The sequence below is a fragment of the Burkholderia sp. genome (assembly GCF_018375725.1).
Classification (GTDB): Bacteria; Pseudomonadota; Gammaproteobacteria; order Burkholderiales; family Burkholderiaceae; genus Burkholderia.
On the sequence record NZ_JAHACR010000041.1, the window covers coordinates 1 to 20,954 of the forward strand.

A 20,954-nucleotide genomic window follows, 5' to 3' on the forward strand; every position below is an offset into this window, starting at 1 on the left:
GTCAACCTCGCGCTGGCGCTCGCGGCGGAAGGCGCGTCGTTCGGCATTCTCGATGCCGACATCTACGGCCCGTCGCTGCCGACGATGCTCGGCATCCACGGCCGCCCCGAATCGCCGGACGATCAGTCGATGAACCCGCTCGTCGGCCACGGCGTGCAGGCCAACTCGATCGGCTTCCTGATCGAGGAGGACAACCCGATGATCTGGCGCGGCCCGATGGCGACGTCGGCGCTCGAGCAGCTCCTGCGCCAGACGAACTGGCGTGACCTCGACTACCTGATCGTCGACATGCCGCCGGGCACCGGCGACATCCAGCTGACGCTTTCGCAGCGCGTGCCGGTGACGGGCGCCGTGATCGTCACGACGCCGCAGGACATCGCACTGCTCGACGCGAAAAAGGGCCTGAAGATGTTCGAGAAGGTCGGCATTCCGATCATCGGGATCGTCGAGAACATGAGCATGCATACCTGCTCGAATTGCGGTCACGAGGAGCACATCTTCGGCGCGGGCGGCGCGGAGCGGATGGCGAAGGATTACGGCGTGACGGTGCTCGGCAACCTGCCGCTCGACATGTCGATCCGCGAGCAGGCGGACGGCGGCACGCCGACGGTCGTGGCCGATCCGGACGGCAAGATCGCGCAGCGCTATCGCGAGATCGCCCGCAGTGTCGCGCTGACGATTGCGAAGCGCGCGCGCGACATGACGTCGAAGTTCCCGTCGATCGTTGTTCAAAATTCGTAAAACCCTTGCGGGACGGGGCCGGCCGCTGTTTACGGCGGCGCGTGGCGCGGTATCATGGCGACTTTTCCAGGGCCCCGTTGCCCGCCCGGCAGGGGCGCCGTGTCAGACGGCCGCCTGCCGGCACGAGGATCGAATGAAACGACGACATCACGGCGCGAGCGCCGGCCGCGCGCAGCGCGCGCTGCTGGCGGCCGCCGCGCTGGGCCTCCTGGCCGGCTGCACTTCCTTTTCTTCGTCGCACGAGAAGCGGGCCGACGCACAGTTGCGGCCGACCGTCGGCGCGCAGACGCGCGGCACGGTGACGCTCGTCGAGCGTCCCGACGGCGTGCAGGTCACCTATAACCTGGCGGGCCTGCCGCCCAACAGCGACCACGCGCTGCAGGTGCACGAGCGGGGCGACTGCAACGCGGGCGACGGCTCGAGCGCAGGACCGGTGTTCGCGCCGGCCGCCGACCGGCTGCGTGCAGGCGCACGCGTCGCCGGGGATCTCGGCAACATCCATGCGGATGCGAACGGCGTCGCCGCAGGCTTCATCGTCGCTCCAGATCTGGCCCTCGACGGCGTGCGTTCGGCGGTCGGCCGTTCGGCGCTCGTCTATCGCGACGCGATCGATCCGGCCTTTCCACAGCACGGCGCGGGGCCTGCGCTCGCGTGTGGTGTGATTCGTTGACGCGGCCCGCGTGCGCATGCGCGCGATCGCGTAAAATGTGCGCCTTTCTTGGCCGCTGCCCCGAACCGGCGGCCTTCGTTCACCGTCACGCAGCGTTTTCTCGCGCCCCGATATGAAACGACCCCCACGCTCACTTCGTTCGCTGCCCCCCGAGGGGACGGTCAGCCTTCTCGGGACGGCCCGGCGGAGGATGGCATGAGCATCAAGTCCGACAAGTGGATTCGGCGCATGGCCGAAGAGCACAAGATGATCGAGCCGTTCGTGCCCGATCAGGTCCGCGCTTCGGAAGACGGCCGCCGGATCGTCAGCTACGGCACGTCGAGCTACGGCTACGATATTCGCTGCGCTGACGAATTCAAGATCTTCACGAACATCAACTCGACGATCGTCGATCCGAAGAATTTCGACGAGGGTTCGTTCGTCGATTTCAAGGGCGACGTGTGCATCATCCCGCCGAACTCGTTCGCGCTGGCCCGCACCGTCGAATACTTCCGCATTCCGCGCACCGTGTTGACCGTATGCCTCGGCAAGTCGACCTACGCGCGCTGCGGGATCATCGTCAACGTGACGCCGTTCGAGCCCGAATGGGAAGGCTACGTCACGCTGGAATTCTCGAACACGACGCCACTGCCGGCGAAGATCTATGCTAACGAAGGCGTGGCCCAAGTCCTCTTTTTCGAGAGCGACGAGGTGTGCGACGTGTCGTACGCGGATCGCGGCGGCAAGTATCAGGGACAGCGCGGTGTCACGCTGCCGAAAACCTGATCTGGTTGCATATCGAATCACCAGTTACCGGGTGACCGCTGCGTGTGACACGCCGCGGTCGTTCTTTTTGGAGAATCGCCCATGAAGTTTCGTTTTCCCGTCGTCATCATCGACGAAGATTTCCGCTCCGAGAACATCTCGGGCTCCGGCATCCGGGCGTTGGCCGAAGCGATCGAGAAGGAGGGCGTCGAAGTCAACGGCCTCACGAGCTACGGCGATCTGACGTCGTTCGCGCAGCAGTCGAGCCGCGCGTCGTGCTTCATCCTGTCGATCGACGACGACGAACTCATGCTCGGCGAGACCGGCCCGGACGGCGAACTGCCGGAACTGTCGACCGCCATCATCGAGCTGCGCGCGTTCATCGCCGAAGTGCGTCGTCGCAACGCCGACATCCCGATCTTCCTGTACGGCGAGACGCGCACGTCGCGGCACCTGCCGAACGACATCCTGCGCGAGCTGCACGGCTTCATCCACATGTTCGAGGACACGCCGGAGTTCGTCGCGCGCCACATCATCCGCGAGGCGAAGGTCTATCTGGATTCGCTTGCGCCGCCGTTCTTCAAGGAGCTCGTCAAGTACGCGGACGAAGGCTCGTACTCGTGGCACTGCCCGGGCCACTCCGGCGGCGTCGCGTTCCTGAAGAACCCGCTCGGCCAGATGTTCCACCAGTTCTTCGGCGAGAACATGCTGCGCGCGGACGTCTGCAACGCGGTCGATGAACTCGGCCAGCTGCTCGATCACACGGGCCCGATCGCGGCGTCGGAGCGCAACGCGGCGCGGATCTTCAGCGCCGATCACCTGTTCTTCGTGACCAACGGCACGTCGACGTCGAACAAGATCGTCTGGCATGCGACCGTCGCGCCGGGCGACATCGTGCTGGTCGACCGCAACTGCCACAAGTCGATCCTGCACGCGATCACGATGACGGGTGCGATTCCCGTGTTCCTGACGCCGACGCGCAACCATTACGGCCTCATCGGTCCGATTCCGCGCGACGAGTTCAAGCTGGAGAACATCCGCAAGAAGATCGAGGCGAATCCGTTCGCGCGCGAGGCGCTGCGTCAGAACCCGGACATGAAGCCGCGCATCCTGACGATCACGCAGAGCACGTACGACGGCGTCGTCTACAACGTCGAGATGATCAAGGATCTGCTCGGCGACCTGATCGACACGCTGCACTTCGACGAAGCCTGGCTGCCGCACGCGGCGTTCCACCCGTTCTACCGCGACATGCACGCGATCGGCGACGGCCGTCCGCGCACCGGCTCGACGGTGTACGCGACGCACTCGACGCACAAGCTGCTCGCCGGCATCTCGCAGGCGTCGCAGATCGTCGTGCAGGATTCGGAGAACCGCACGTTCGACAAGCACCGTTTCAACGAGGCGTACCTGATGCACACGTCGACGAGCCCGCAGTACGCGATCATCGCGTCGTGCGACGTCGCCGCGGCGATGATGGAGCCGCCGGGCGGCACCGCGCTTGTCGAGGAATCGATCGCCGAGGCGATCGACTTCCGCCGCGCGATGCGCAAGGTCGGCGCCGAGTACGGCGACGACTGGTTCTTCACCGTGTGGGGCCCGGAGGCGCTGGCGGAAGAAGGCATCGGCTCGCGCGAGGACTGGATTCTGAAGCCGAACGACCGCTGGCACGGCTTCGGCCCGCTCGCGGAAGGCTTCAACATGCTCGATCCGATCAAGGCGACGATCATCACGCCGGGGCTCGATGTCGACGGCGAGTTCGGCGAGACCGGCATTCCTGCCGCGATCGTCACGAAGTACCTCGCCGAGCACGGGATCATCGTCGAGAAGACCGGCCTGTATTCGTTCTTCATCATGTTCACGATCGGCATCACGAAGGGCCGCTGGAACTCGATGGTGACCGAGCTGCAGCAGTTCAAGGACGACTACGACAATAACCAGCCGCTGTGGCGCGTGATGCCGGAATTCGCCGCGCAGCATCCGCAATACGACCGCTTCGGCCTGCGCGACCTGTGCACGCAGATCCACGACGTGTATCGTGCGAACGACATCGCGCGCCTGACGACCGAGATGTACCTGTCGGACATGGAGCCGGCGATGAAGCCGTCGGACGCGTTCGCGAAGCTCGCGCACCGCAAGATCGACCGCGTGCCGATCGACGAGCTCGAAGGCCGCGTGACGAGCATCCTGCTGACGCCGTATCCGCCGGGCATTCCGCTGCTGATCCCGGGCGAGCGCTTCAACAAGACGATCGTCAACTACCTGCGGTTCGCGCGCGACTTCAACGAACGGTTCCCGGGCTTCCACACCGACATCCACGGTCTCGTCGCGGAAGAGGTGAACGGACGCGTCGAGTACTTCGTCGACTGCGTGCGCGATTGACGATGAGGCGGATTCGATTCGGGACGATGCGTGCAGCGGCGGCCGCGCTCGTCGTCTGGGCGGCGTTTTCCGGCGCGACGGCGCAGGCGGAGGTTGCGGCGGCCGATCCGGTCGACGTGGCCATGCGCCAGTGCCTCGCGCGGCGCGACCGCTCGTCGCCGGCCGGGCAGATCCAGTGCATGGACGAGGCGCGGCAGCAATGGCAGACGGTGATGGACGGCGCGTACCGGCGGCTCCTGGAAGGCGCGCCGGCCGACGACAGGCGCGGCTGGCAGGAAAGCCAGCGCCGCTGGCTCGCGTGGCGCAACGACGAGGCGCAGTTGCTGAAGGCGGTCTACGATACGACGCGCGGCACGATGTACGCGATGGCGGGCGCCGACATGCAGCTGCAGCCGGTGCGCGACCGTGCGCTCGCGCTGCGTGCGGCGGCGGATCGCGCGGTGCAGCCGGCCGCCGCGCAAGCCGGTGCGCGCGACCCGGCGCATCGCGTGCGGGCGTGCGAGCAGGACGCCGCGTGCGAGCACGCGCAGTTCGACATGAATCGTTACTACCAGAAGCTGCGGCGCAAGATGCCGGCGCATTCGGCGGCGACGCTCGTGCGTGCGCAGCGCGCGTGGGTCGCGTTCCGCGATGCGACGACGCCGCTCGTCGGCGAGGACGGCCGAATCGACCTGATCGGCGCGCGCGTCGCGACGATGAAGCGTCTGTCGGAGACGGTCGGCAACAGGTAGGCCGGCGAGCGAAGCGCAATCGCATGCGTCGCTGGCGGCAGCAATGAAAAATGGGCACCTCGCGGTGCCCATTTTGTTTTCCGGCGAAGCGCGCGTTACTTGAGCGCTGCGCGTGCGGCCTTCGCCGCTGCCCGCACCTGATCCGGCGCGGTGCCGCCCGGGTGGTTGCGGCTCGCGACCGAGCCTTCGAGCGTCAGGTAGTCGAACACGTCGTCGCCGATCAGGTGCGCGACGTTCGGCAGTTCCTGCTTCATCTCGTCGAGCGTCAGGTCGGCCAGATCGCAGCCGCGCTCGTCGCAGATCCGCACTGCGTGCGCCACCGCTTCGTGCGCGTCGCGGAACGGCAGGCCGCGCTTCACCAGATAGTCGGCGAGGTCGGTCGCGGTCGAAAAGCCCTGCAATGCCGCCGAGCGCATCGCGTCCGGTTTCACGGTGATGCCGGCGACCATTTCGGCGAAGATGCGCAGCGTGTCGGCGATGGTGTCGACCGTGTCGAACAGCGGCTCCTTGTCTTCCTGGTTGTCCTTGTTGTACGCGAGCGGCTGGCCCTTCATCAGCGTCAGCAGCGCCATCAGGTGGCCGTTCACGCGGCCCGTCTTGCCGCGTGCCAGCTCCGGCACGTCCGGGTTCTTCTTCTGCGGCATGATCGAGCTGCCGGTGCAGAAGCGGTCGGCGATGTCGATGAAGCCGACGCGCGGGCTCATCCACAGCACGAGCTCCTCCGAGAAGCGCGACACGTGCGTCATCACCAGCGCCGCGGCGGCGGTGAATTCGATCGCGAAGTCGCGGTCGGACACGGCGTCGAGCGAGTTCGCGCAGATGCCGTCGAAGCCGAGTGTCTTCGCCACAGCGTGGCGGTCGATCGGGTAGCTCGTGCCGGCGAGCGCGGCCGCGCCGAGCGGCAGGCGGTTCACGCGGCTGCGGCAGTCGCGCATGCGCTCCGCGTCGCGCGAGAACATCTCGACGTAGGCGAGCAGGTGATGGCCGAACGTGACCGGCTGCGCGACCTGCAGGTGCGTGAAGCCCGGCATGATCGTGTCGGCGTTCTGTTCGGCGAGGTTGATCAGCGCCGCGCGCAGGTCGTTCAGGAGGCCGCCGATGCGGTCGATTTCGCCGCGTAGCCACAGGCGGATATCGGTCGCGACCTGGTCGTTGCGCGAACGGCCGGTGTGCAGGCGCTTGCCGGCGTCGCCGATCAGGGCGGTGAGGCGCGCCTCGATGTTCAGGTGGACGTCCTCGAGGTCGAGCTGCCATTCGAATTCGCCGCGCTCGATCTCGCCCTTGATCTGCGCCATGCCGCGTTCGATGGCGGCGAGGTCGTCGGCGCTGATGATCTTCTGCGCGGCGAGCATGCTCGCATGGGCGAGCGAGCCGGCGATGTCGACGAGCGCGAGACGCTTGTCGAAAAACACCGACGACGTGTAGCGCTTGACCAGCTCCGACATCGGTTCCGAGAAGCGGGCCGACCAGGCCTCGCCCTTTTTGTGCAGTTGGGACGTCATGGCGATTCTTAGAAGGGGAGTGAGGCGGCGTTCGCCGCGCAGGAATTTCGCGATTTTAGCATTCGCGGGCTCGCGCGCCGCGCCGGACGGACGGCCCGCGGGCGCAGGGCGCCCGGATGGCGCGGCGCGCGATTCAGCCGCGCACCAGCACGACAAGCTTCAGATCCTCGCGATGCGCGGGTTTCAGCGTGATCTGCTGGTAGACGACGCGGCCGTCGGCCGGGTGATCGAATTCGCGCGTGCCGCCTTCGCGTTCGAAGACGTCCTGCGACGCCCAGAATGGCGCGAACGCGTCGCTGCCGGCGATCAGCCCGTCGATCAGCGCGCGCGTCGGCGCATCGTTCAGGTGACGGATCGCATCGGCGCGGAATTCGGCGGCGAGCCTGCGCGCGCGCGTGTCCCAGTCGACGATCAGCGTGCGCGCGACCGGCGACATGAAGGTGAAGCGCAGCAGGTTGCGGTCGTGATCGCCGTCGAGCCAGCCGGTGAAGAGGGCGGCGGCGGCCGGATTCCAGGCGAGCGCGTTCCATTGCCGGTCGAGCACGTAGGCGGGCGTCGCGATCGCCGCGACGGTCGCCGCAAGCGTCGGCGGCAGATCGCCGGCGGCGACATCCGGTTCCGCCGGATCGCGCTGTGCCGCCAGCTCGAACAGATACGCGCGTTCGGCGCGCGACAGCTGCAGCGCGACTGCGATGCGCGCGAGCGCATCGGCCGATGCGGATACCTGGCGTCCCTGTTCGATCCACGTGTACCAGGTCGGGCTCACGCCGCACAACTGCGCGACTTCCTCGCGCCTGAGCCCCGGCGTGCGCCGGCGCGGGCCGGGCGGCAGGCCGACGGCTTGCGGCGTCAGGCGCTCGCGATGGGCGCGGATGAAGTCGCCGAGCGCACGGGCGGGGGTGGCGTCGAGGGGCGGCGTGGGGGCGGAAGGTGGGTGGCTCATGCGAATCGGTGCGGAAAACCGCCAGGAAAATCGTCAGACGGGTGGTTCAAATACCGGAATAACTGCTTGACTTGTACTGGTACAGGCGCGGTCCTATTGTAGCGGCTCGCGCGTGTGCACAGAGCGACGCGCCATTCCGAGGAGAGTGCGATGAAACATCACGATCAGGTCGCCGACGCGTTCGGTTCAACAGCCGCCGCCTATCTGACGAGCGCAGTCCATGCGACCGGCGCCGACCTGCAGGCGCTGGCCGACGCGGTGCGGGCGACGCCGGACGCCGCGGTGCTGGATCTCGGCTGCGGCGCCGGCCATGCGAGCTTCGCGGCCGCGCCGCACGTTCGCGAGGTCGTGGCGTACGATCTCGCACCGCCGATGCTCGCGACCGTCGACGCGGCGGCTCGCGCACGGGGCCTGGCGAATATCCGGACTTGCGAGGGCGCTGCCGAGCGGCTGCCGTTCGACGCGGCGACGTTCGACTGGGTCGTGAGCCGGATGAGCGCGCATCACTGGCACGACGTGCCGGTGGCGCTCGCCGAGATGCGGCGGGTGTTGAAGCCGGGCGGACGGGTGGTGATGATCGACATCGTCGGCCCTGCGCATCCGCTGCTCGACACGTATTTGCAGGCGGTGGAGGTGCTGCGTGACGCATCGCACGTGCGGAACTACCGCGCCGACGAATGGCTTGCGATGTTCGGCGACGCGGGATTCGATGCGCAGGTCGGCAGCCGCTGGCGGTTGCCGATCGACTTCGACACGTGGATCGCGCGGATGCGCACGCCGGCGGACAGCGTGACCGGAATCCGGGCGCTGTGGGCGCATGCGCCCGACGAAGTGCGCCGCCATTACGCGGTGCAGCCGGACGGTTCGTTCGAGCACGATGCGTTGCTGATAACGGCGCGCTGAGCGCGGTCGCCGGAGCGCCGAGCCGGCAGCGCGGCATTGGCGGTTCGCGCGATCCCGTCCCGCCGGGCATGAGAAAAGCCGCGATACGCGGTCAGGCGTATCGCGGCGGATGCATGGCGTGGCCGGCGCGGGCCGGGCGTCGCCTGCGGCGCAGCCAGCGCGGTCAGCCCGTATTGCGCAGGCCGGCCGCGATGCCGTTGATGGTCAGGTGAATCCCGCGCCGCAGCCGTGCGTTGGTCTCGCCCGCGCGGTGCCGCTTGATCAGCTCGACCTGCAGGTGGTTGAGCGGATCGAGATACGGGAAGCGGTTCTTGATCGAGCGTGCGAGCAGCGGGTTCGTCGCGAGACGGGTCTCGTGGCCGGTGATCTCGGCCAGCGCCTGCGCCGTCCGCTCCCACTCGGCGACGATCCGCTCGAACACGTGCTTGCGCAGCTTCTTGTCGGCGACGAGCTGCGCGTAGCGCGACGCGACCGCGAGATCGGTCTTCGCGAGCACCATGTCCATGTTCGACAGCAGGTTCGCGAAGAACGGCCAGGTCTTGTTCATTTTCTTCAGGCGCGCGAGCCGCTTGCCGCGCTCGGCCGCGTCCTTCGCGTCGTCGAGATACGCGGCGACCGCACTGCCGAAGCCGTACCAGCCGGTCAGCAGCAACCGGCACTGACCCCACGAAAATCCCCACGGAATCGCGCGCAGATCCTCGATCCTGCGGTTCTTCGGATCCTGCAGCTTGCGCGACGCCGGGCGGCTGCCGATGTTCAGCTCGGCGATCTCGGTGATCGGCGTCGACGAGAAGAAGTAATCGGTGAAGCCCGGGGTCTCGTAGACGAGCGCACGATAGGCGGCCATCGCCGAGTCGGACAGCGTCTGCATCGTCGCCTCGAACGCCGGCAGTTGCGCGGGCGCATTCGACTGCGGCAGCAGCGACGCCTCCAGCGTCGCGGCGACAACCGTTTCCAGGTTGCGCCGGCCGATCGCCGGGTTCGCGAACTTGCTCGCGATTACCTCGCCCTGTTCGGTCAGGCGGATCTGGCCGTTCACGGTGCCGGGCGGCTGCGACAGGATCGCCTGGTAGGTCGGGCCGCCGCCGCGGCCGACCGTGCCGCCGCGGCCGTGGAACAGGCGCAGCGTGATGCCGCGCTCGCGGAACAGGTCGACGAGTGCCAGCTCCGCCCGGTACAGCTCCCAGTTCGATGTCAGGAAGCCGCCGTCCTTGTTGCTGTCCGAGTAGCCGAGCATCACTTCCTGCTCGCCGCCCTGATGGGCGACGATCGCGTCGACGCCCGGCAGCGCGAAGTAGTCGCGCATGATGCGCGACGCGTCGCGCAGGTCGGGAATCGTCTCGAACAGCGGGATCACCATCAGGCCGTTGCGCGCGCTGCCGTGCGCCGCTCCGAACCGGCCTTCGAGCAGCCCGGTTTCCTTTTGCAGCAGCAGCACCTCGACGAGGTCGCTGACCGTCTCCGTGTGCGAAATGATGTAGTTGCGCACCGCGCGCGGCCCGAACTGCGCGCGGACCGCACGGGCCTTCTCGAACACGCCGAGCTCGCTTTGGGCCAGCGCCGAGTAGTCGAAATACGGCGAGCGCAGCGGCCGCGGATCGGCGAGCGCAGCGAGCAGCAGGCGCAGCTTGTCCTCTTCGGCGAGCTTCGCGTAGTCCGCCTCGACGCCCGCGCGCGCGAACAGCTCGGCGACCACGGCCTCGTGGACGTCCGAACTCTGGCGCAGGTCGAGGCTCGCGAGATGGAAGCCGAACACTTCGGCTGCGCGCACGAGCGGCGCGAGGCGCGGCGCGGCGAGCGATGCGCCATGATGCTCGTCGAGCGATTCCATCAGCACCTTGAGGTCGCGGACGAATTCGTCGGAATCGGCGTACGGCGTCGCACGCACGGGCGGCGCGCCGCGGCCGGCGCTGCGCACCGGCACCGTGCCTTCGCCGAGGCGCACGCGTGCACTGGCGGCAAGGCGCGTGTAGATGCCGATCAGCGCGCGGCGGTACGGTTCGTCGACGCGGTGCGGCGACTGATCCGGCGACGCCGCGGCGAGCGCCTTCACCGCATCGCTCGCGCCGACCAGCAGGTTCGACACCGACAGCTCGGCACCGAGCTTGTGGATCTGTTCCAGATAGTGCTCGATGATCACCGCGGACTGGCGGTTGATCGCCTCGTCGAGCGTCGTGGCGGTCACGTTCGGGTTGCCGTCGCGGTCGCCGCCGATCCAGCTGCCCATCTGGAAGAACGCGGGCACGCGCGCGGGCAGGCCGTGCTCGGCGAGCGCCGCCTCGATGTCGCCATACAGCGCGGGCAGTTCGTCGAGGAAGGTCGCGCGGTAGTACGACAGCGCATTCTCGATCTCGTCGCCGACGGTGAGGCGCGCGTCGCGCAGCATCCGCGTCTGCCACAGCGCGGTCACGCGCGCGCGCAGCATCGCTTCGTTGTGCGCACGCTCGCGCGCCGTCAGCGGCTGGTCGCGCTCGGCGAGCAGCCGCGCGATGTCGTGCTGGGCGTCGAGGATGCTCTTGCGCTGCACTTCGGTCGGGTGCGCGGTCAGCACCGGCACGATCAGTGCGTCGTCGAAGAAGCGCTGCAGCACGTCCTTCGACGCGCCGCCGGCAGCCTTCAGCTGGTCGAGCGCATGCGCGACGGAGCCGGGCCGCGGCGTCGAGCCGGCGAGCGCGTGAATCCGGCGGCGGCGGTTGTGGTGGCGATCCTCGGCGATGTTCGCGAGGTGCGAGAAATAGCTGAACGCGCGCACGACGCTGACCGTCTGCTCCGGGGTCAGCTTGCGCAGTTTCTTCTCGAGTGCGAGCGCGGCCTCGCGGTCGTCCTCGCGGCGGAATTTCACGGCGGTCTGGCGGATCGTCTCGACGACGTCGAACACCGCATCGCCTTCCTGTTCGCGCACGACGTCGCCGAGCAGCCGGCCGAGGAAGCGGATGTCCTCGAACAGCGGGCGGTCCTTGTCTTCCCGCGTGCGGGCGCCGGGCTTGGCCGCTTGCGCCGCGGCGTCGTTGGCGGCCGCCTTCTGCGTGCGTTTCGTCGGACGTATGCTGTCTTTCGGTTTGGTTGCCGGTTTTGCACGGCCGTTCGTATTGGCGGCGGTGGCGCCCGTCAGGGCGTCTGAGGAAGGCAAGGCAGCATTGCGGCGCGCCGTGCGCGCCGATCCGGAAGACTTCACGATGGGTTTCCTTGCGAAAGCACGAGTGAACGGGAACTACGGTGTAGCGACAACTGCGGCACATCCGCGCATCCACGCGACGATCCGCGCCGGGCGGCGTACGGACCGGCTCCGCGCCCGGGCGGGCGAGGGCGTGCGTGCTACCATTGTTCGATCTTCAATCCCGTTCTTCGATGCTTCCGCAATGAATTCCGAGACCCTTTCGGTACAGCCGCCCGCGACGCTGACGATTGCTTCGCGCGAGAGCCGCCTGGCGATGTGGCAGGCCGAACATGTGCGTGATGCGCTGCGCAAATTATATCCAGCTTGTGACGTGAAAATCCTCGGGATGACGACCCGCGGCGATCAAATTCTCGATCGCGCGCTGTCGAAGGTCGGCGGCAAGGGCCTGTTCGTGAAGGAGCTGGAAAACGCGCTCGCCGACGGCCGTGCCGATCTCGCCGTGCACTCGCTCAAAGACGTGCCGATGGCGTTGCCCGACGGCTTTTCGCTTGCCGCGATCATGAAGCGCGAGGATCCGCGCGACGCGTTCGTCTCGAACGACTACGCGTCGCTCGACGCGCTGCCGGCGGGCGCCGTGGTCGGCACGTCGAGCCTGCGCCGCGAGGCGATGCTGCGCGCGCGCTATCCGCAACTGCAGGTGCAACCGTTGCGGGGCAACCTCGATACGCGTCTCGCGAAGCTCGATCGCGGCGACTACGCGGCGATCATTCTCGCGGCGGCGGGCCTGAAGCGCCTCGGTCTCGAGGCGCGCATCCGCGGGCTGATCGACGTCGAGGACAGCCTGCCCGCGGCGGGCCAGGGCGCGCTCGGCATCGAGATCGCGTCGCACCGCACCGACGTCGCCGCGTGGCTCGCACCGCTGCACGATACGCAGACGGCGCTCGCGGTCGAGGCCGAGCGGATGGTGTCGCGCGCACTCGGCGGCAGCTGCGAGGTGCCGCTTGCCGCGTACGCGGCATGGCGCGCGGGCGAGCTGTACCTGACGGGCCGCGTGTCGACGATCGACGGCACACGCGTGCTGACGGCCGAGGAATGCGCGTCGGTGATGAACGTCGCCGATGCGCTCGCGCTCGGCCGCGCGGTCGCCGACGAGCTGGAGGCGCAGGGCGCGCTCGACATCGTCCGTGCGCTGCTCGCCGGCCAGCAGGCCGGCAAGGGCGACGCCTGATGGCGGTCGGCGCGCGTGCGTTCACCGCTGTCCTGACCCGCCCGGACGGCCAGTCCGCCGGGCTGGCGGGGCAACTGGCCGATGCCGGTTGCGACGTCCTCGAATTTCCGCTGATCGATATTGCGGCGCTCGCCGATCCCGCGCCGCTCGAGGCCGCGTTCGCGGCGCTCGCCGACTACGCGCTGGTGATCTTCGTGTCGCCGAACGCGATCGATCGCGCGCTCGCGCACTACGGCGCCATCTGGCCGCCGGCGCTGCCGATCGGCGTCGTCGGGCCGGGCAGTGTCGCCGCGCTCGAACGGCACGGTGTCGCCGCGCCGGCCTACCGTGTGATCGTGCCGCAGGCGCCCGCCGACGGCAGCGCACCGCATTACGACTCCGAAAGCCTGTTCGCGTCGATCGAGGCCGCGTTCGGCGGCGCCGCCGCGCTCGCCGGCGAGCGCGTGCTGATCGTGCGCGGCGACGGCGGCCGGGAATGGCTCGCCGACCGGCTGCGCGAGGCGGGCGCCGACGTCGAGCTCGTCGCGGCTTACCGGCGCATCGTGCCGGAGCCGCGGATCGGCGCATGGGAGCGCGTGCACGCGCTGCTCGGCGGCGCGCCGCACGCGTGGCTCGTCACCAGTTCGGAAGGCGTGCGCAACCTGCACGCACTTGCGCAGGCGCATCTGACCGAAGCGGAGATCGATGCGTTGAAGCATGCGCCGCTCGTGACGCCGCATCCGCGGATCGAGCAGACCGCGCGCGCATTGGGTTTTGATAGGATTACGCTGACCGGCGCGGGCGATGAGCGTATCGTCCGCGCGTTTCGATCGATGGCCGACGAGGCCGTCCAACCGGCGACAGCCGCACCGGTGCCTATACGCATGACAGATACCAACGATTCCAAAAACGTCTCTTCCCAGCCGGCCGCTGCATCCGCAACGCCGGCCAGTCCGTCGTATATCTCCTCTGAACCGCCCGTGCGCCGTGGCGGCAACGCCGTCCTGTGGCTGGTGGTCGTCGTGCTCGGCTGCGCGGCGGGCGCCGGCGGCTATGCGCTGAACCGCAAGGTCGAGCGGCTCGACGAAACGCTGGTCGCGCGCCAGAAATCGAACGACGCGCAGGCGGCCGAGACGCGCATGAAGACCGAGCAGGCGCTCGCGAGCGCGCATCAGGTCGATACGCAGCTCGCGCAGCTCGACGGCAAGCTCGCCGACGCGCAGAACGCACAGCAGGCGCTGCAGCAGCAATACCAGGATCTCGCGCGCAACCGCGACGCATGGATGTTCGAGGAAGTCGACCAGATGCTGTCGGGCGCGAGCCAGCAGCTGCAGCTGACGGGCAATACACAGCTCGCGCTGATCGCGCTGCAGAATGCCGACGCACGCCTCGCGGCGTCGCAGAGCGCGCAGGCGGTCGCGGTGCGCAAGGCGCTGGCGCAGGACATCGAGAAGCTGAAGGCCGCGCCGTCCGCCGATCTGACGGGCCTCGCGATCAAGCTGGACGACGCGATCGCGAAGATCGACGCGCTGCCGCTCGCCGGCGAGGCGATCGTCCCGCACGCGGCGCCGAAGGCCGACGCGTCCGCCGCCGTTGCGAAGACGGCCGCGGCTGCCGGCGAACCGCGCTGGAAGGTCTGGTGGCACGACTTTTCGGCCGGCATCGGCCAGCAGCTGAAGGGGCTGGTGCAGGTGCGCCGGATCGACAACGCCGACGCGATGCTCGCGTCGCCCGATCAGGGCTACTTCGTGCGCGAGAACGTCAAGCTGCGCCTGTTGACCGCGCGTCTGTCGCTGCTCGCACGCAACGAGCCGGCGATGAAGTCGGATCTGCACGCCGCGCAGGCGGCGCTCGCGAAGTATTTCGACCCGGCCGCGAAGGACACGCAGGTCGTCGCGGATCTGCTCAGGCAGGTCGACGGCGCATCGCTGACGGTCGCGGTGCCGAACCTGAGCGGCAGCCTGAGCGCCGTTCAGCAGTTCAAGAGCAGGGGGTGACGATGACGCTTCGTGGAATCGTTTGGCTCGCGATCCTGTTCGCGATCGCCGCGGCGCTCGCCACGGTCGGCCGTTTCGATACGGGCCAGGTGCTGCTCGTCTATCCGCCGTACCGCGTCGACCTGTCGCTGAACCTGTTCGTGGTCGGCATCGTCGTGCTGTTCATCGTTGTCTATGCATTGCTGCGCATCGTGCGCAACATCTGGCGCATGCCGCAGCGCGTCGCCGCCTATCGCGCGCGCGCGCGCAACGAGAAAGCGAAGGCATCGCTGCACGACGCGATCGCGAACCTGTATGCAGGCCGTTTCTCGCGCGCCGAGAAGGCTGCGCGCGACGCGCTCGCGGTCGATGCGAACCATGGCGCGGCGAGTCTTGTCGCGGCCACCGCCGCGCACCGGATGCACGAATATGCGCGTCGCGACGAATGGCTGTCGAAAGTCGAGTTGCCGGATTGGCAGGAAGCGCGCCTGCTCGCGTCGGCCGACATGCGCGCCGATGCGCGCGATGCCGAAGGTGCGCTCGCCGCGCTCGCCGAGATGCAGGCGTCGGGCGGCAAGCGCATCCATGCGCAACAGGTCGCGCTGCGTGCGCAGCAGCAGCTGAAGAACTGGGCCGAAGTGCTGAAGCTCGCGAAGGCGCTCGAAAAGCGCGAAGCGCTGCATCCGGCCGCCGCGGTGCGGCTGCGCCAGCAGGCGGCCGAGAACCTGCTGCGCGAACGCCGTCACGATCCCGATGCATTGCTCGAGGTATGGCAATCACTGTCGGCGACGGAGCGCCAGTCGCCGCGCCTGGCCGATCTCGCGGCCGACCTGCTTGTGTCGCTCGAGCGCCGGCCGGAAGCGCGCCGCGTCGTCGAGGACGCGCTTGCGCACAACTGGGACGCGCGCCTGTTGCGCCGCTATCCGGATACCGCCGGCGCCGACGCGCTGCCGCTGATCCAGAAGGCGGAGGGCTGGCAGAAGGATCACCCGGAAGACGCCGACCTGCTGTTCGCGCTCGGCCGTCTCTGCCAGCAGCAGCAGCTGTGGGGCAAGGCGCAGTCGTTCCTCGAGTCGGCGCTCAAGCTGGCCGACAACGATACGCTGAAGGTGCGCACGCATCGTGCGCTTGCGCGGCTGTTCGAGCATCTCGGCGAAACCGACAAGGCGGCGAAGCACTACCGCGAGAGCGCGCTCGCGATCAGCGTGGTCTGACGCGCGCGGCAGTTTGCACCGCGCCATGTAAAAAACCCGGATGCCGCGAGGCGTCCGGGTTTTTTTGTTGCCGCGTGCGGCGTATTACCTGTCGACGAGCCGCTTCGGCACCGACAGTACCAGCAGGGCGCCGAGCACGAGGAAGGCGGCGAGCATGTACATGCCCGCATCGTTGCTCGACGTCGCCTGCTTGAGCCAGCCCATCATGTACGGGCTCAGGAAGCCGGCGAGGTTGCCGATCGAATTGATCATCGCGATGCCCGCGGCGGCGGCGGCGCCCCCGAGGAACGCGGTCGGCAGGCTCCAGAACAGCGGCAGCGTCGTCAGGATGCCCATCGTCGCCAGCGTGAGGCCGAGCATCGCCAGCGCGGTTTCATGCGCCCAGATCACCGACAGTACCAGCCCGAGCGCGCCGAACACCGCCGGAATCGCGACGTGCCAGCGCCGTTCGCGGCGCTTGTCCGCGCTGCGCGCGATCAGGATCATGGCCACGACCGCGGCCGCATACGGAATCGCCGACAACAGGCCAATCGCGAACGCATCGGTCACGCCGGTCGCCTTGATGATCGTCGGCAGCCAGAAGCCGATGCCGTACAGTCCCATCACGAACGAAAAATAGATCAGCGCCATCAGCCACACACGCGGACTCGACATCACGGTTCCGAGAGACGGGTCCTCCTTGGTCGCCTCTTCCGCGTCGATATTGCGTTCGAGCAGCGCCTTTTCGTCGTCGGTCAGCCACGTGGCCTTGGCGATCCGGTCGTCGAGCGCGAAGAACACCAGCACGCCGACGAGCACCGACGGAATGCCTTCGAGCAGGAACAGCCACTGCCAGCCGTGCCAGCCGTTCACGCCGTTGAATGCCTTCAGGATGTAGCCCGACACCGGTCCGCCGATGACGCCGGACAGCGCGACCGCGGTCATGAAGAACGTCGTCATCCGTCCGCGCCGGTGTGCCGGATACCAGTAGGTCAGGTAAAGGATCACGCCGGGAAAGAAGCCGGCTTCCGCGACGCCGAGCAGGAAGCGCATCACGTAGAACATCGCCGGTGTCGTGACGAACATCATCAGTGCGGAAATCACGCCCCAGGTCACCATGATGCGCGCGATCCACACGCGCGCGCCGACCCGGTGCAGGATGATGTTGCTCGGCACTTCGAACAGGAAGTAGCCGAAGAAGAAGATGCCGGCGCCCAGGCCGTAGACGGTGTCGCTCAGGTTCAGGTCGCTGACCATCTGCAGCTTCGCGAAGCCGACGTTGACGCGGTCGAGATAGGCGACCACGTAGCACAGCAGCAGGAGCGGCGTGAGCCGCCACGAAACCTTGCGGTAGGTCGCCTCTTCGAATGCGCCGGACGAGCCCGGCAGGAATTGCGTCGATGTTGCCATGTTGTCTCCTGTCGATCGGCGTGGGCGTTTCAGCGCTTGCGCCGGCCGCATGTTTCGCAGCTGTTGGTATGGTGGGTGGGATGATGCGCGATGCGGGTGCTGCTGCAGGTGCTGCTAGATACACCGTCCGCCGTCGACTTCGAGGCAGACGCCGGTGATGAATTCCGCCTCGTCGGAGGCGAGGTAGAGCGCCGCATTGGCGATATCCTGCGGCGTCGAGAAGCGGCCCAGCGGGATGGTCGCGAGAAAGCGCCGGCGATTTTCGGGCGTGTCCTCGCAGCCCATGAATTCCGTCATCAGGCCGGTTTCGCCGAGTACCGGGTTGATGCAGTTCACGCGGATACGGTCCGGGCCGAGCTCGACGGCGAGCGACTTGCTCGCATTGATCATCGCCGCCTTGGTGCTGTTGTACCAGACGAGGCCGGGGCGCGGCCGGACGCCTGCCGTCGACGCGACATTGACGAACACGCCGCCGCCTTGCGAACGGAAGTACGGCACGAGCGTCTGCACGCTCCAGAACAGGCTCTTCACGTTGACCGCGTAGACGCGGTCGAACTCCGCTTCGGTCACGTCGAGCACCGGTTTGTTGCGATGCGTGGTGCCCGCGTTGTTGACGATGATCTCGACGGAATGGAAATCGTCGAGCGCGGCTTCGAGGAGCGTGCGCCAGTCGTCGCGGCGGGACACGTCGCCCGCGACCGAGATCGCCTTGCCGCCTGCGAGCGCAATCTCGCTCGCGACGCGCTCGGCCGCCGCGCCGTTCAGGTCGTTGACGACGACGTTCGCGCCTTCGCGCGCGTACGTCTTCGCGATGCCTTCGCCGAAGCCCGAGCCGCCGCCCGTGACGATCGCCGTCTTGCCGCTCAACCGCATGATGTGTCTCCTCGTCGTGGTGTTGTCGTGTCGTATGCGGTCCGGCGCGTCAGCCGTGCCGTATCGCGATGGTTTTCAGTACCGTGAAGCCGTACAGCGCCTCGAAGCCTTTCTCGCGGCCGTGGCCCGAATGGCCGACGCCGCCGAACGGCAGCTCGACGCCGCCGCCCGCACCGTAGTTGTTGATGAACACCTGGCCCGCGCGGAGGCGGCGCGCGAGGCGCAACTGGCGCGCGCCGTCGCGCGTCCAGACGCCCGCGACGAGGCCGTACGGCGTGCCGTTCGCGAGCGCGACCGCTTCGTCCTCGTCGACAAAGCGCATCGCGGCGAGCACCGGGCCGAACACTTCCTCCTGCGCGAGCCGGTGCGACGGCGGCACGTCGCGCAACAGCGCGGGCGCCTGGTAGAAGCCGCTTTCGGGCGCGTCGGGCATGACCTGGCCGTGCGCGGCCATCGGGATGCCGTCGTGCTGCGCGTCGGACAGGAAATCCCAGACGCGCTGCTGTTGCTTCGCGTTGATCAGCGGTCCGCAGTCGAGATCCGCGCGGCTCGGGCCGACCCTGATGCCGTTGAACGCGGTCGCGAGGCGCTCGAGAAGCGGTTCGTAGACCGCGCGCTCGATCAGCACGCGGCTGCCGGCGGAGCAGGTCTGGCCGGCGTTCTGCACGATGGCGGACACGAGCGCCGGCAGCGCGGCGTCAAGGTCGGCGTCGGCGAACACGATCTGCGGTGATTTGCCGCCGAGTTCGAGCGTGACGGGGACATGGTTTTCGGCCGCCATCTGCGCGACCAGCTTGCCGGTCGCGGGCGAGCCGGTAAACGAGATGTGGTCGATGCCGGGATGGCGCGCGAGCGCTGCGCCCGCCTCATGGCCGTAGCCGGTGACGATGTTGAGCGCGCCGGCCGGCAGGCCGGCTTCGGCGGCCAGTTCGGCAACGCGCAGCAGCGACAGGCACGCATCCTCGGCCGGCTTGACGACGCAGGCATTGCCGGCCGCGAGCGCTGCGCCGACACTGCGCCCGAAAATCTGCATCGGGTAGTTCCACGGCACGATGTGGCCGGTGACGCCGTGCGGCTCGCGCACGGTCAGCACCGTGTAGCCGGCCTGATAGGGGAGGGTTTCGCCGTGCAGCTTGTCGGCGGCGCCCGCGTAGAACTCGAAGTAGCGCGCCAGCGCGGCGGCATCGGCGCGCGCCTGTCTGAGCGGCTTGCCCGTGTCGCGCGCCTCGATGCCGGCGAGTTCATCGATGCAGGCGGCGACGCGCTGGGACAGCCGGTACAGCACGCGGCCGCGCTCGGCGGCGCTGGCCGCGCCCCATGCGCCTGCGAACGCGTCGCGGGCCGCGGCAACCGCACGCTCGATGTCGGCGGCGGATCCGCGGGCGATCGACGCGAACGGCTGTCCGTCGGACGGATCGATGACGGGGAGGGTCTCCAGTTGCGCGGGCAATGTCCATTCACCCGCGATGAAATGCCTTGCCTCTTCCATGCCAGCTCCTGTGTCGGCCGGCGTGAGCGCTTCTTCGGCGCTGACACCGGTTCCACGCAACGTTGCGTGTTGTTCGATATCCGGGCGGTCTGCGCGATTATCGCGCCGTTCTTCGTCCTGGCGCCAGCGGTCGATTCGCTATAATGGCGCATTCTTTCCGGGCATGCCGATGGCGGGAACCACGCCGCGGTGCGCCCTGGCCCGAATTCCCTTCGACCCACAGAGAACGCTCATGAGCTTCAACCATGTTCCGGCCGGCAAGGACCTGCCGCAAGATTTCAACGTCATCATCGAGATTTCCGCGCAAAGCGACCCGGTGAAGTATGAAGCGGACAAGGAGCTGGGTCTCCTCGTCGTCGACCGTTTCATCGGCACGGGCATGCGCTACCCGGTGAACTACGGCTACATCCCGCAGACGCTGTCGGGCGACGGCGATCCGGTCGACGTGCTGGTGATCACGCCGTTCCCGATCATGGCCGGCACGGTCGTGCGCGCACGCGCGCTCGGCATGCTGCAGATGACCGACGAGTCGGGCGTCGACGCGAAGCTGATCGCGGTGCCGCACGACAAGGTTTGCCCGATGACGGCGAACATCAAGTCGATCGACGACGTGCCCGAATACCTGAAGGACCAGATCAAGCACTTCTTCGAGCAATACAAGGCGCTCGAAAAGGGCAAGTGGGTGAAGGTCGAGGGCTGGGCGGGCATCGAAGCCGCGCACAAGGAAATCACCGACGGCGTCGCGAACTTCAAGAAGTAAGCGGCGCACCGGCCGCAATGGCCGGTTCGGACCACGCGAAACCGCGCGTGCCTCTTGTCAGGAGGCCGCGCGGTTTTGTTTTGCGCGTGCGGTTCGCCGTGCGGTGGCGGCGGTGTCCGGCACGCTTGCCGGCGCGTCCGTGCCGGCTTCGGCCGGAAGTTCGTTGGCGGGTGCCGGCGGCAATACCGATTCGAGCGTGCGCTTGCCGCTGGCCAGCGCGCGCTTTTGCGTGGCGGACATCCGCTTGACCCAGTATTCGGCGCGCGACGCGCAAAACAAAACCGCGCGGCCTCCTGACAAGAGGCACGCGCG

Annotated in this window: 16 protein-coding genes and 1 pseudogene; 10 read left to right on the forward strand and 7 right to left on the reverse strand. The window is 68.0% G+C overall.

All coding sequences use genetic code 11. From position 1 onward, the window contains the following. The 5 genes from apbC to KH616_RS08155 all read left to right on the forward strand — a co-directional run. The coding region (gene apbC / locus KH616_RS08135; protein ID WP_292241019.1) for an iron-sulfur cluster carrier protein ApbC at positions 1-741 on the forward strand (741 nt) is incomplete at its 5' end. A 133-nt stretch (positions 742-874) separates the two neighbouring features. Continuing rightward, positions 875-1,411, forward strand: coding sequence for a superoxide dismutase family protein (locus tag KH616_RS08140; protein ID WP_292241021.1), 537 nt, complete (start codon positions 875-877; stop codon positions 1,409-1,411). A 195-nt stretch (positions 1,412-1,606) separates the two neighbouring features. Further along, the gene (gene dcd / locus KH616_RS08145) at positions 1,607-2,176 is read left to right on the forward strand and encodes a dCTP deaminase (protein ID WP_006398615.1); all 570 of its coding nucleotides are present in this window, start codon (positions 1,607-1,609) and stop codon (positions 2,174-2,176) included. A gap of 81 nt (positions 2,177-2,257) precedes the next feature. Then, a complete protein-coding gene (locus tag KH616_RS08150) occupies positions 2,258-4,537 on the forward strand; it encodes an arginine/lysine/ornithine decarboxylase (protein ID WP_292241622.1) in 2,280 nt (759 codons plus the stop codon). Between the two features lie 26 nt (positions 4,538-4,563). Continuing rightward, the gene (locus tag KH616_RS08155) at positions 4,564-5,268 is read left to right on the forward strand and encodes a lysozyme inhibitor LprI family protein (protein ID WP_292241623.1); all 705 of its coding nucleotides are present in this window, start codon (positions 4,564-4,566) and stop codon (positions 5,266-5,268) included. A gap of 95 nt (positions 5,269-5,363) precedes the next feature. On the opposite strand, the gene argH is transcribed toward KH616_RS08155, so the two are convergent. Next, on the reverse strand, positions 5,364-6,770 hold the full coding sequence (argH, locus tag KH616_RS08160; RefSeq protein WP_292241625.1) for an argininosuccinate lyase: 1,407 nt from the start codon (positions 6,768-6,770) through the stop codon (positions 5,364-5,366). Positions 6,771-6,903: 133 nt separating this feature from the next. Continuing rightward, the gene (locus KH616_RS08165; protein WP_292241628.1) at positions 6,904-7,713 is read right to left on the reverse strand and encodes a helix-turn-helix transcriptional regulator; all 810 of its coding nucleotides are present in this window, start codon (positions 7,711-7,713) and stop codon (positions 6,904-6,906) included. Positions 7,714-7,863: 150 nt separating this feature from the next. Here KH616_RS08165 and KH616_RS08170 point away from each other — a divergent pair, with 150 nt between their 5' ends. Further along, positions 7,864-8,616, forward strand: coding sequence for a class I SAM-dependent methyltransferase (locus KH616_RS08170; RefSeq protein ID WP_292241630.1), 753 nt, complete (start codon positions 7,864-7,866; stop codon positions 8,614-8,616). 163 nt (positions 8,617-8,779) lie between these two features. On the opposite strand, the gene ppc is transcribed toward KH616_RS08170, so the two are convergent. Then, the gene (ppc, locus tag KH616_RS08175) at positions 8,780-11,791 is read right to left on the reverse strand and encodes a phosphoenolpyruvate carboxylase (RefSeq protein ID WP_292241632.1); all 3,012 of its coding nucleotides are present in this window, start codon (positions 11,789-11,791) and stop codon (positions 8,780-8,782) included. A 184-nt stretch (positions 11,792-11,975) separates the two neighbouring features. Here ppc and hemC point away from each other — a divergent pair, with 184 nt between their 5' ends. Genes hemC through KH616_RS08190 form a run of 3 tightly spaced genes read left to right on the forward strand, consistent with a single transcriptional unit; the run spans position 11,976 to position 16,131 of the window. Continuing rightward, positions 11,976-12,962 (forward strand): hydroxymethylbilane synthase, encoded by a 987-nt coding sequence (gene hemC, locus KH616_RS08180; protein ID WP_292241634.1) that lies wholly within the window; start codon positions 11,976-11,978, stop codon positions 12,960-12,962. Then, positions 12,962-14,938 carry a fused uroporphyrinogen-III synthase HemD/membrane protein HemX gene (hemDX, locus tag KH616_RS08185; protein WP_292241636.1) on the forward strand — a complete coding sequence of 659 codons (1,977 nt, stop codon included), beginning with the start codon at positions 12,962-12,964 and terminating at the stop codon, positions 14,936-14,938. Before hemC ends, hemDX begins: the two co-directional genes overlap by 1 nt. 2 nt (positions 14,939-14,940) lie before the next feature. Beyond that, a complete protein-coding gene (locus KH616_RS08190) occupies positions 14,941-16,131 on the forward strand; it encodes a heme biosynthesis protein HemY (protein WP_292241638.1) in 1,191 nt (396 codons plus the stop codon). Positions 16,132-16,215: 84 nt separating this feature from the next. On the opposite strand, the gene KH616_RS08195 is transcribed toward KH616_RS08190, so the two are convergent. The 3 genes from KH616_RS08195 to KH616_RS08205 form a co-directional block, all read right to left on the reverse strand. Then, a complete protein-coding gene (locus tag KH616_RS08195) occupies positions 16,216-17,520 on the reverse strand; it encodes an MFS transporter (protein ID WP_292241640.1) in 1,305 nt (434 codons plus the stop codon). A 114-nt stretch (positions 17,521-17,634) separates the two neighbouring features. After that, the gene (locus KH616_RS08200) at positions 17,635-18,393 is read right to left on the reverse strand and encodes an SDR family oxidoreductase (RefSeq protein WP_292241642.1); all 759 of its coding nucleotides are present in this window, start codon (positions 18,391-18,393) and stop codon (positions 17,635-17,637) included. A gap of 49 nt (positions 18,394-18,442) precedes the next feature. After that, positions 18,443-19,882 (reverse strand): aldehyde dehydrogenase family protein, encoded by a 1,440-nt coding sequence (locus KH616_RS08205; RefSeq protein ID WP_292241644.1) that lies wholly within the window; start codon positions 19,880-19,882, stop codon positions 18,443-18,445. A 232-nt stretch (positions 19,883-20,114) separates the two neighbouring features. Here KH616_RS08205 and ppa point away from each other — a divergent pair, with 232 nt between their 5' ends. Further along, entirely contained in the window at positions 20,115-20,642 is a 528-nt protein-coding gene (ppa, locus tag KH616_RS08210) for an inorganic diphosphatase (protein WP_292241646.1), read from the forward strand. Positions 20,643-20,813: 171 nt separating this feature from the next. Here the strand turns inward: ppa and KH616_RS08215 are convergent. Next, a pseudogene (locus KH616_RS08215) lies at positions 20,814-20,954 on the reverse strand (GIY-YIG nuclease family protein); the annotation flags it as partial.

Bases quoted from the DNA above. Each gene is read 5' to 3' on its own strand.
- hemC (WP_292241634.1), top strand. From the start codon at position 11,976: ATGAATTCCGAGACCCTTTCGGTACAGCCGCCCGCGACGCTGACGATT.
- KH616_RS08150 (WP_292241622.1), top strand. From the start codon at position 2,258: ATGAAGTTTCGTTTTCCCGTCGTCATCATCGACGAAGATTTCCGCTCC.
- ppa (WP_292241646.1), top strand. From the start codon at position 20,115: ATGAGCTTCAACCATGTTCCGGCCGGCAAGGACCTGCCGCAAGATTTC.
- KH616_RS08190 (WP_292241638.1), top strand. From the start codon at position 14,941: ATGACGCTTCGTGGAATCGTTTGGCTCGCGATCCTGTTCGCGATCGCC.
- argH (WP_292241625.1), bottom strand. From the start codon at position 6,770: ATGACGTCCCAACTGCACAAAAAGGGCGAGGCCTGGTCGGCCCGCTTC.
- KH616_RS08165 (WP_292241628.1), bottom strand. From the start codon at position 7,713: ATGAGCCACCCACCTTCCGCCCCCACGCCGCCCCTCGACGCCACCCCC.
- KH616_RS08195 (WP_292241640.1), bottom strand. From the start codon at position 17,520: ATGGCAACATCGACGCAATTCCTGCCGGGCTCGTCCGGCGCATTCGAA.
- KH616_RS08200 (WP_292241642.1), bottom strand. From the start codon at position 18,393: ATGCGGTTGAGCGGCAAGACGGCGATCGTCACGGGCGGCGGCTCGGGC.
- dcd (WP_006398615.1), top strand. From the start codon at position 1,607: ATGAGCATCAAGTCCGACAAGTGGATTCGGCGCATGGCCGAAGAGCAC.
- KH616_RS08140 (WP_292241021.1), top strand. From the start codon at position 875: ATGAAACGACGACATCACGGCGCGAGCGCCGGCCGCGCGCAGCGCGCG.
- KH616_RS08205 (WP_292241644.1), bottom strand. From the start codon at position 19,882: ATGGAAGAGGCAAGGCATTTCATCGCGGGTGAATGGACATTGCCCGCG.
- KH616_RS08170 (WP_292241630.1), top strand. From the start codon at position 7,864: ATGAAACATCACGATCAGGTCGCCGACGCGTTCGGTTCAACAGCCGCC.
- KH616_RS08155 (WP_292241623.1), top strand. From the start codon at position 4,564: ATGCGTGCAGCGGCGGCCGCGCTCGTCGTCTGGGCGGCGTTTTCCGGC.
- hemDX (WP_292241636.1), top strand. From the start codon at position 12,962: ATGGCGGTCGGCGCGCGTGCGTTCACCGCTGTCCTGACCCGCCCGGAC.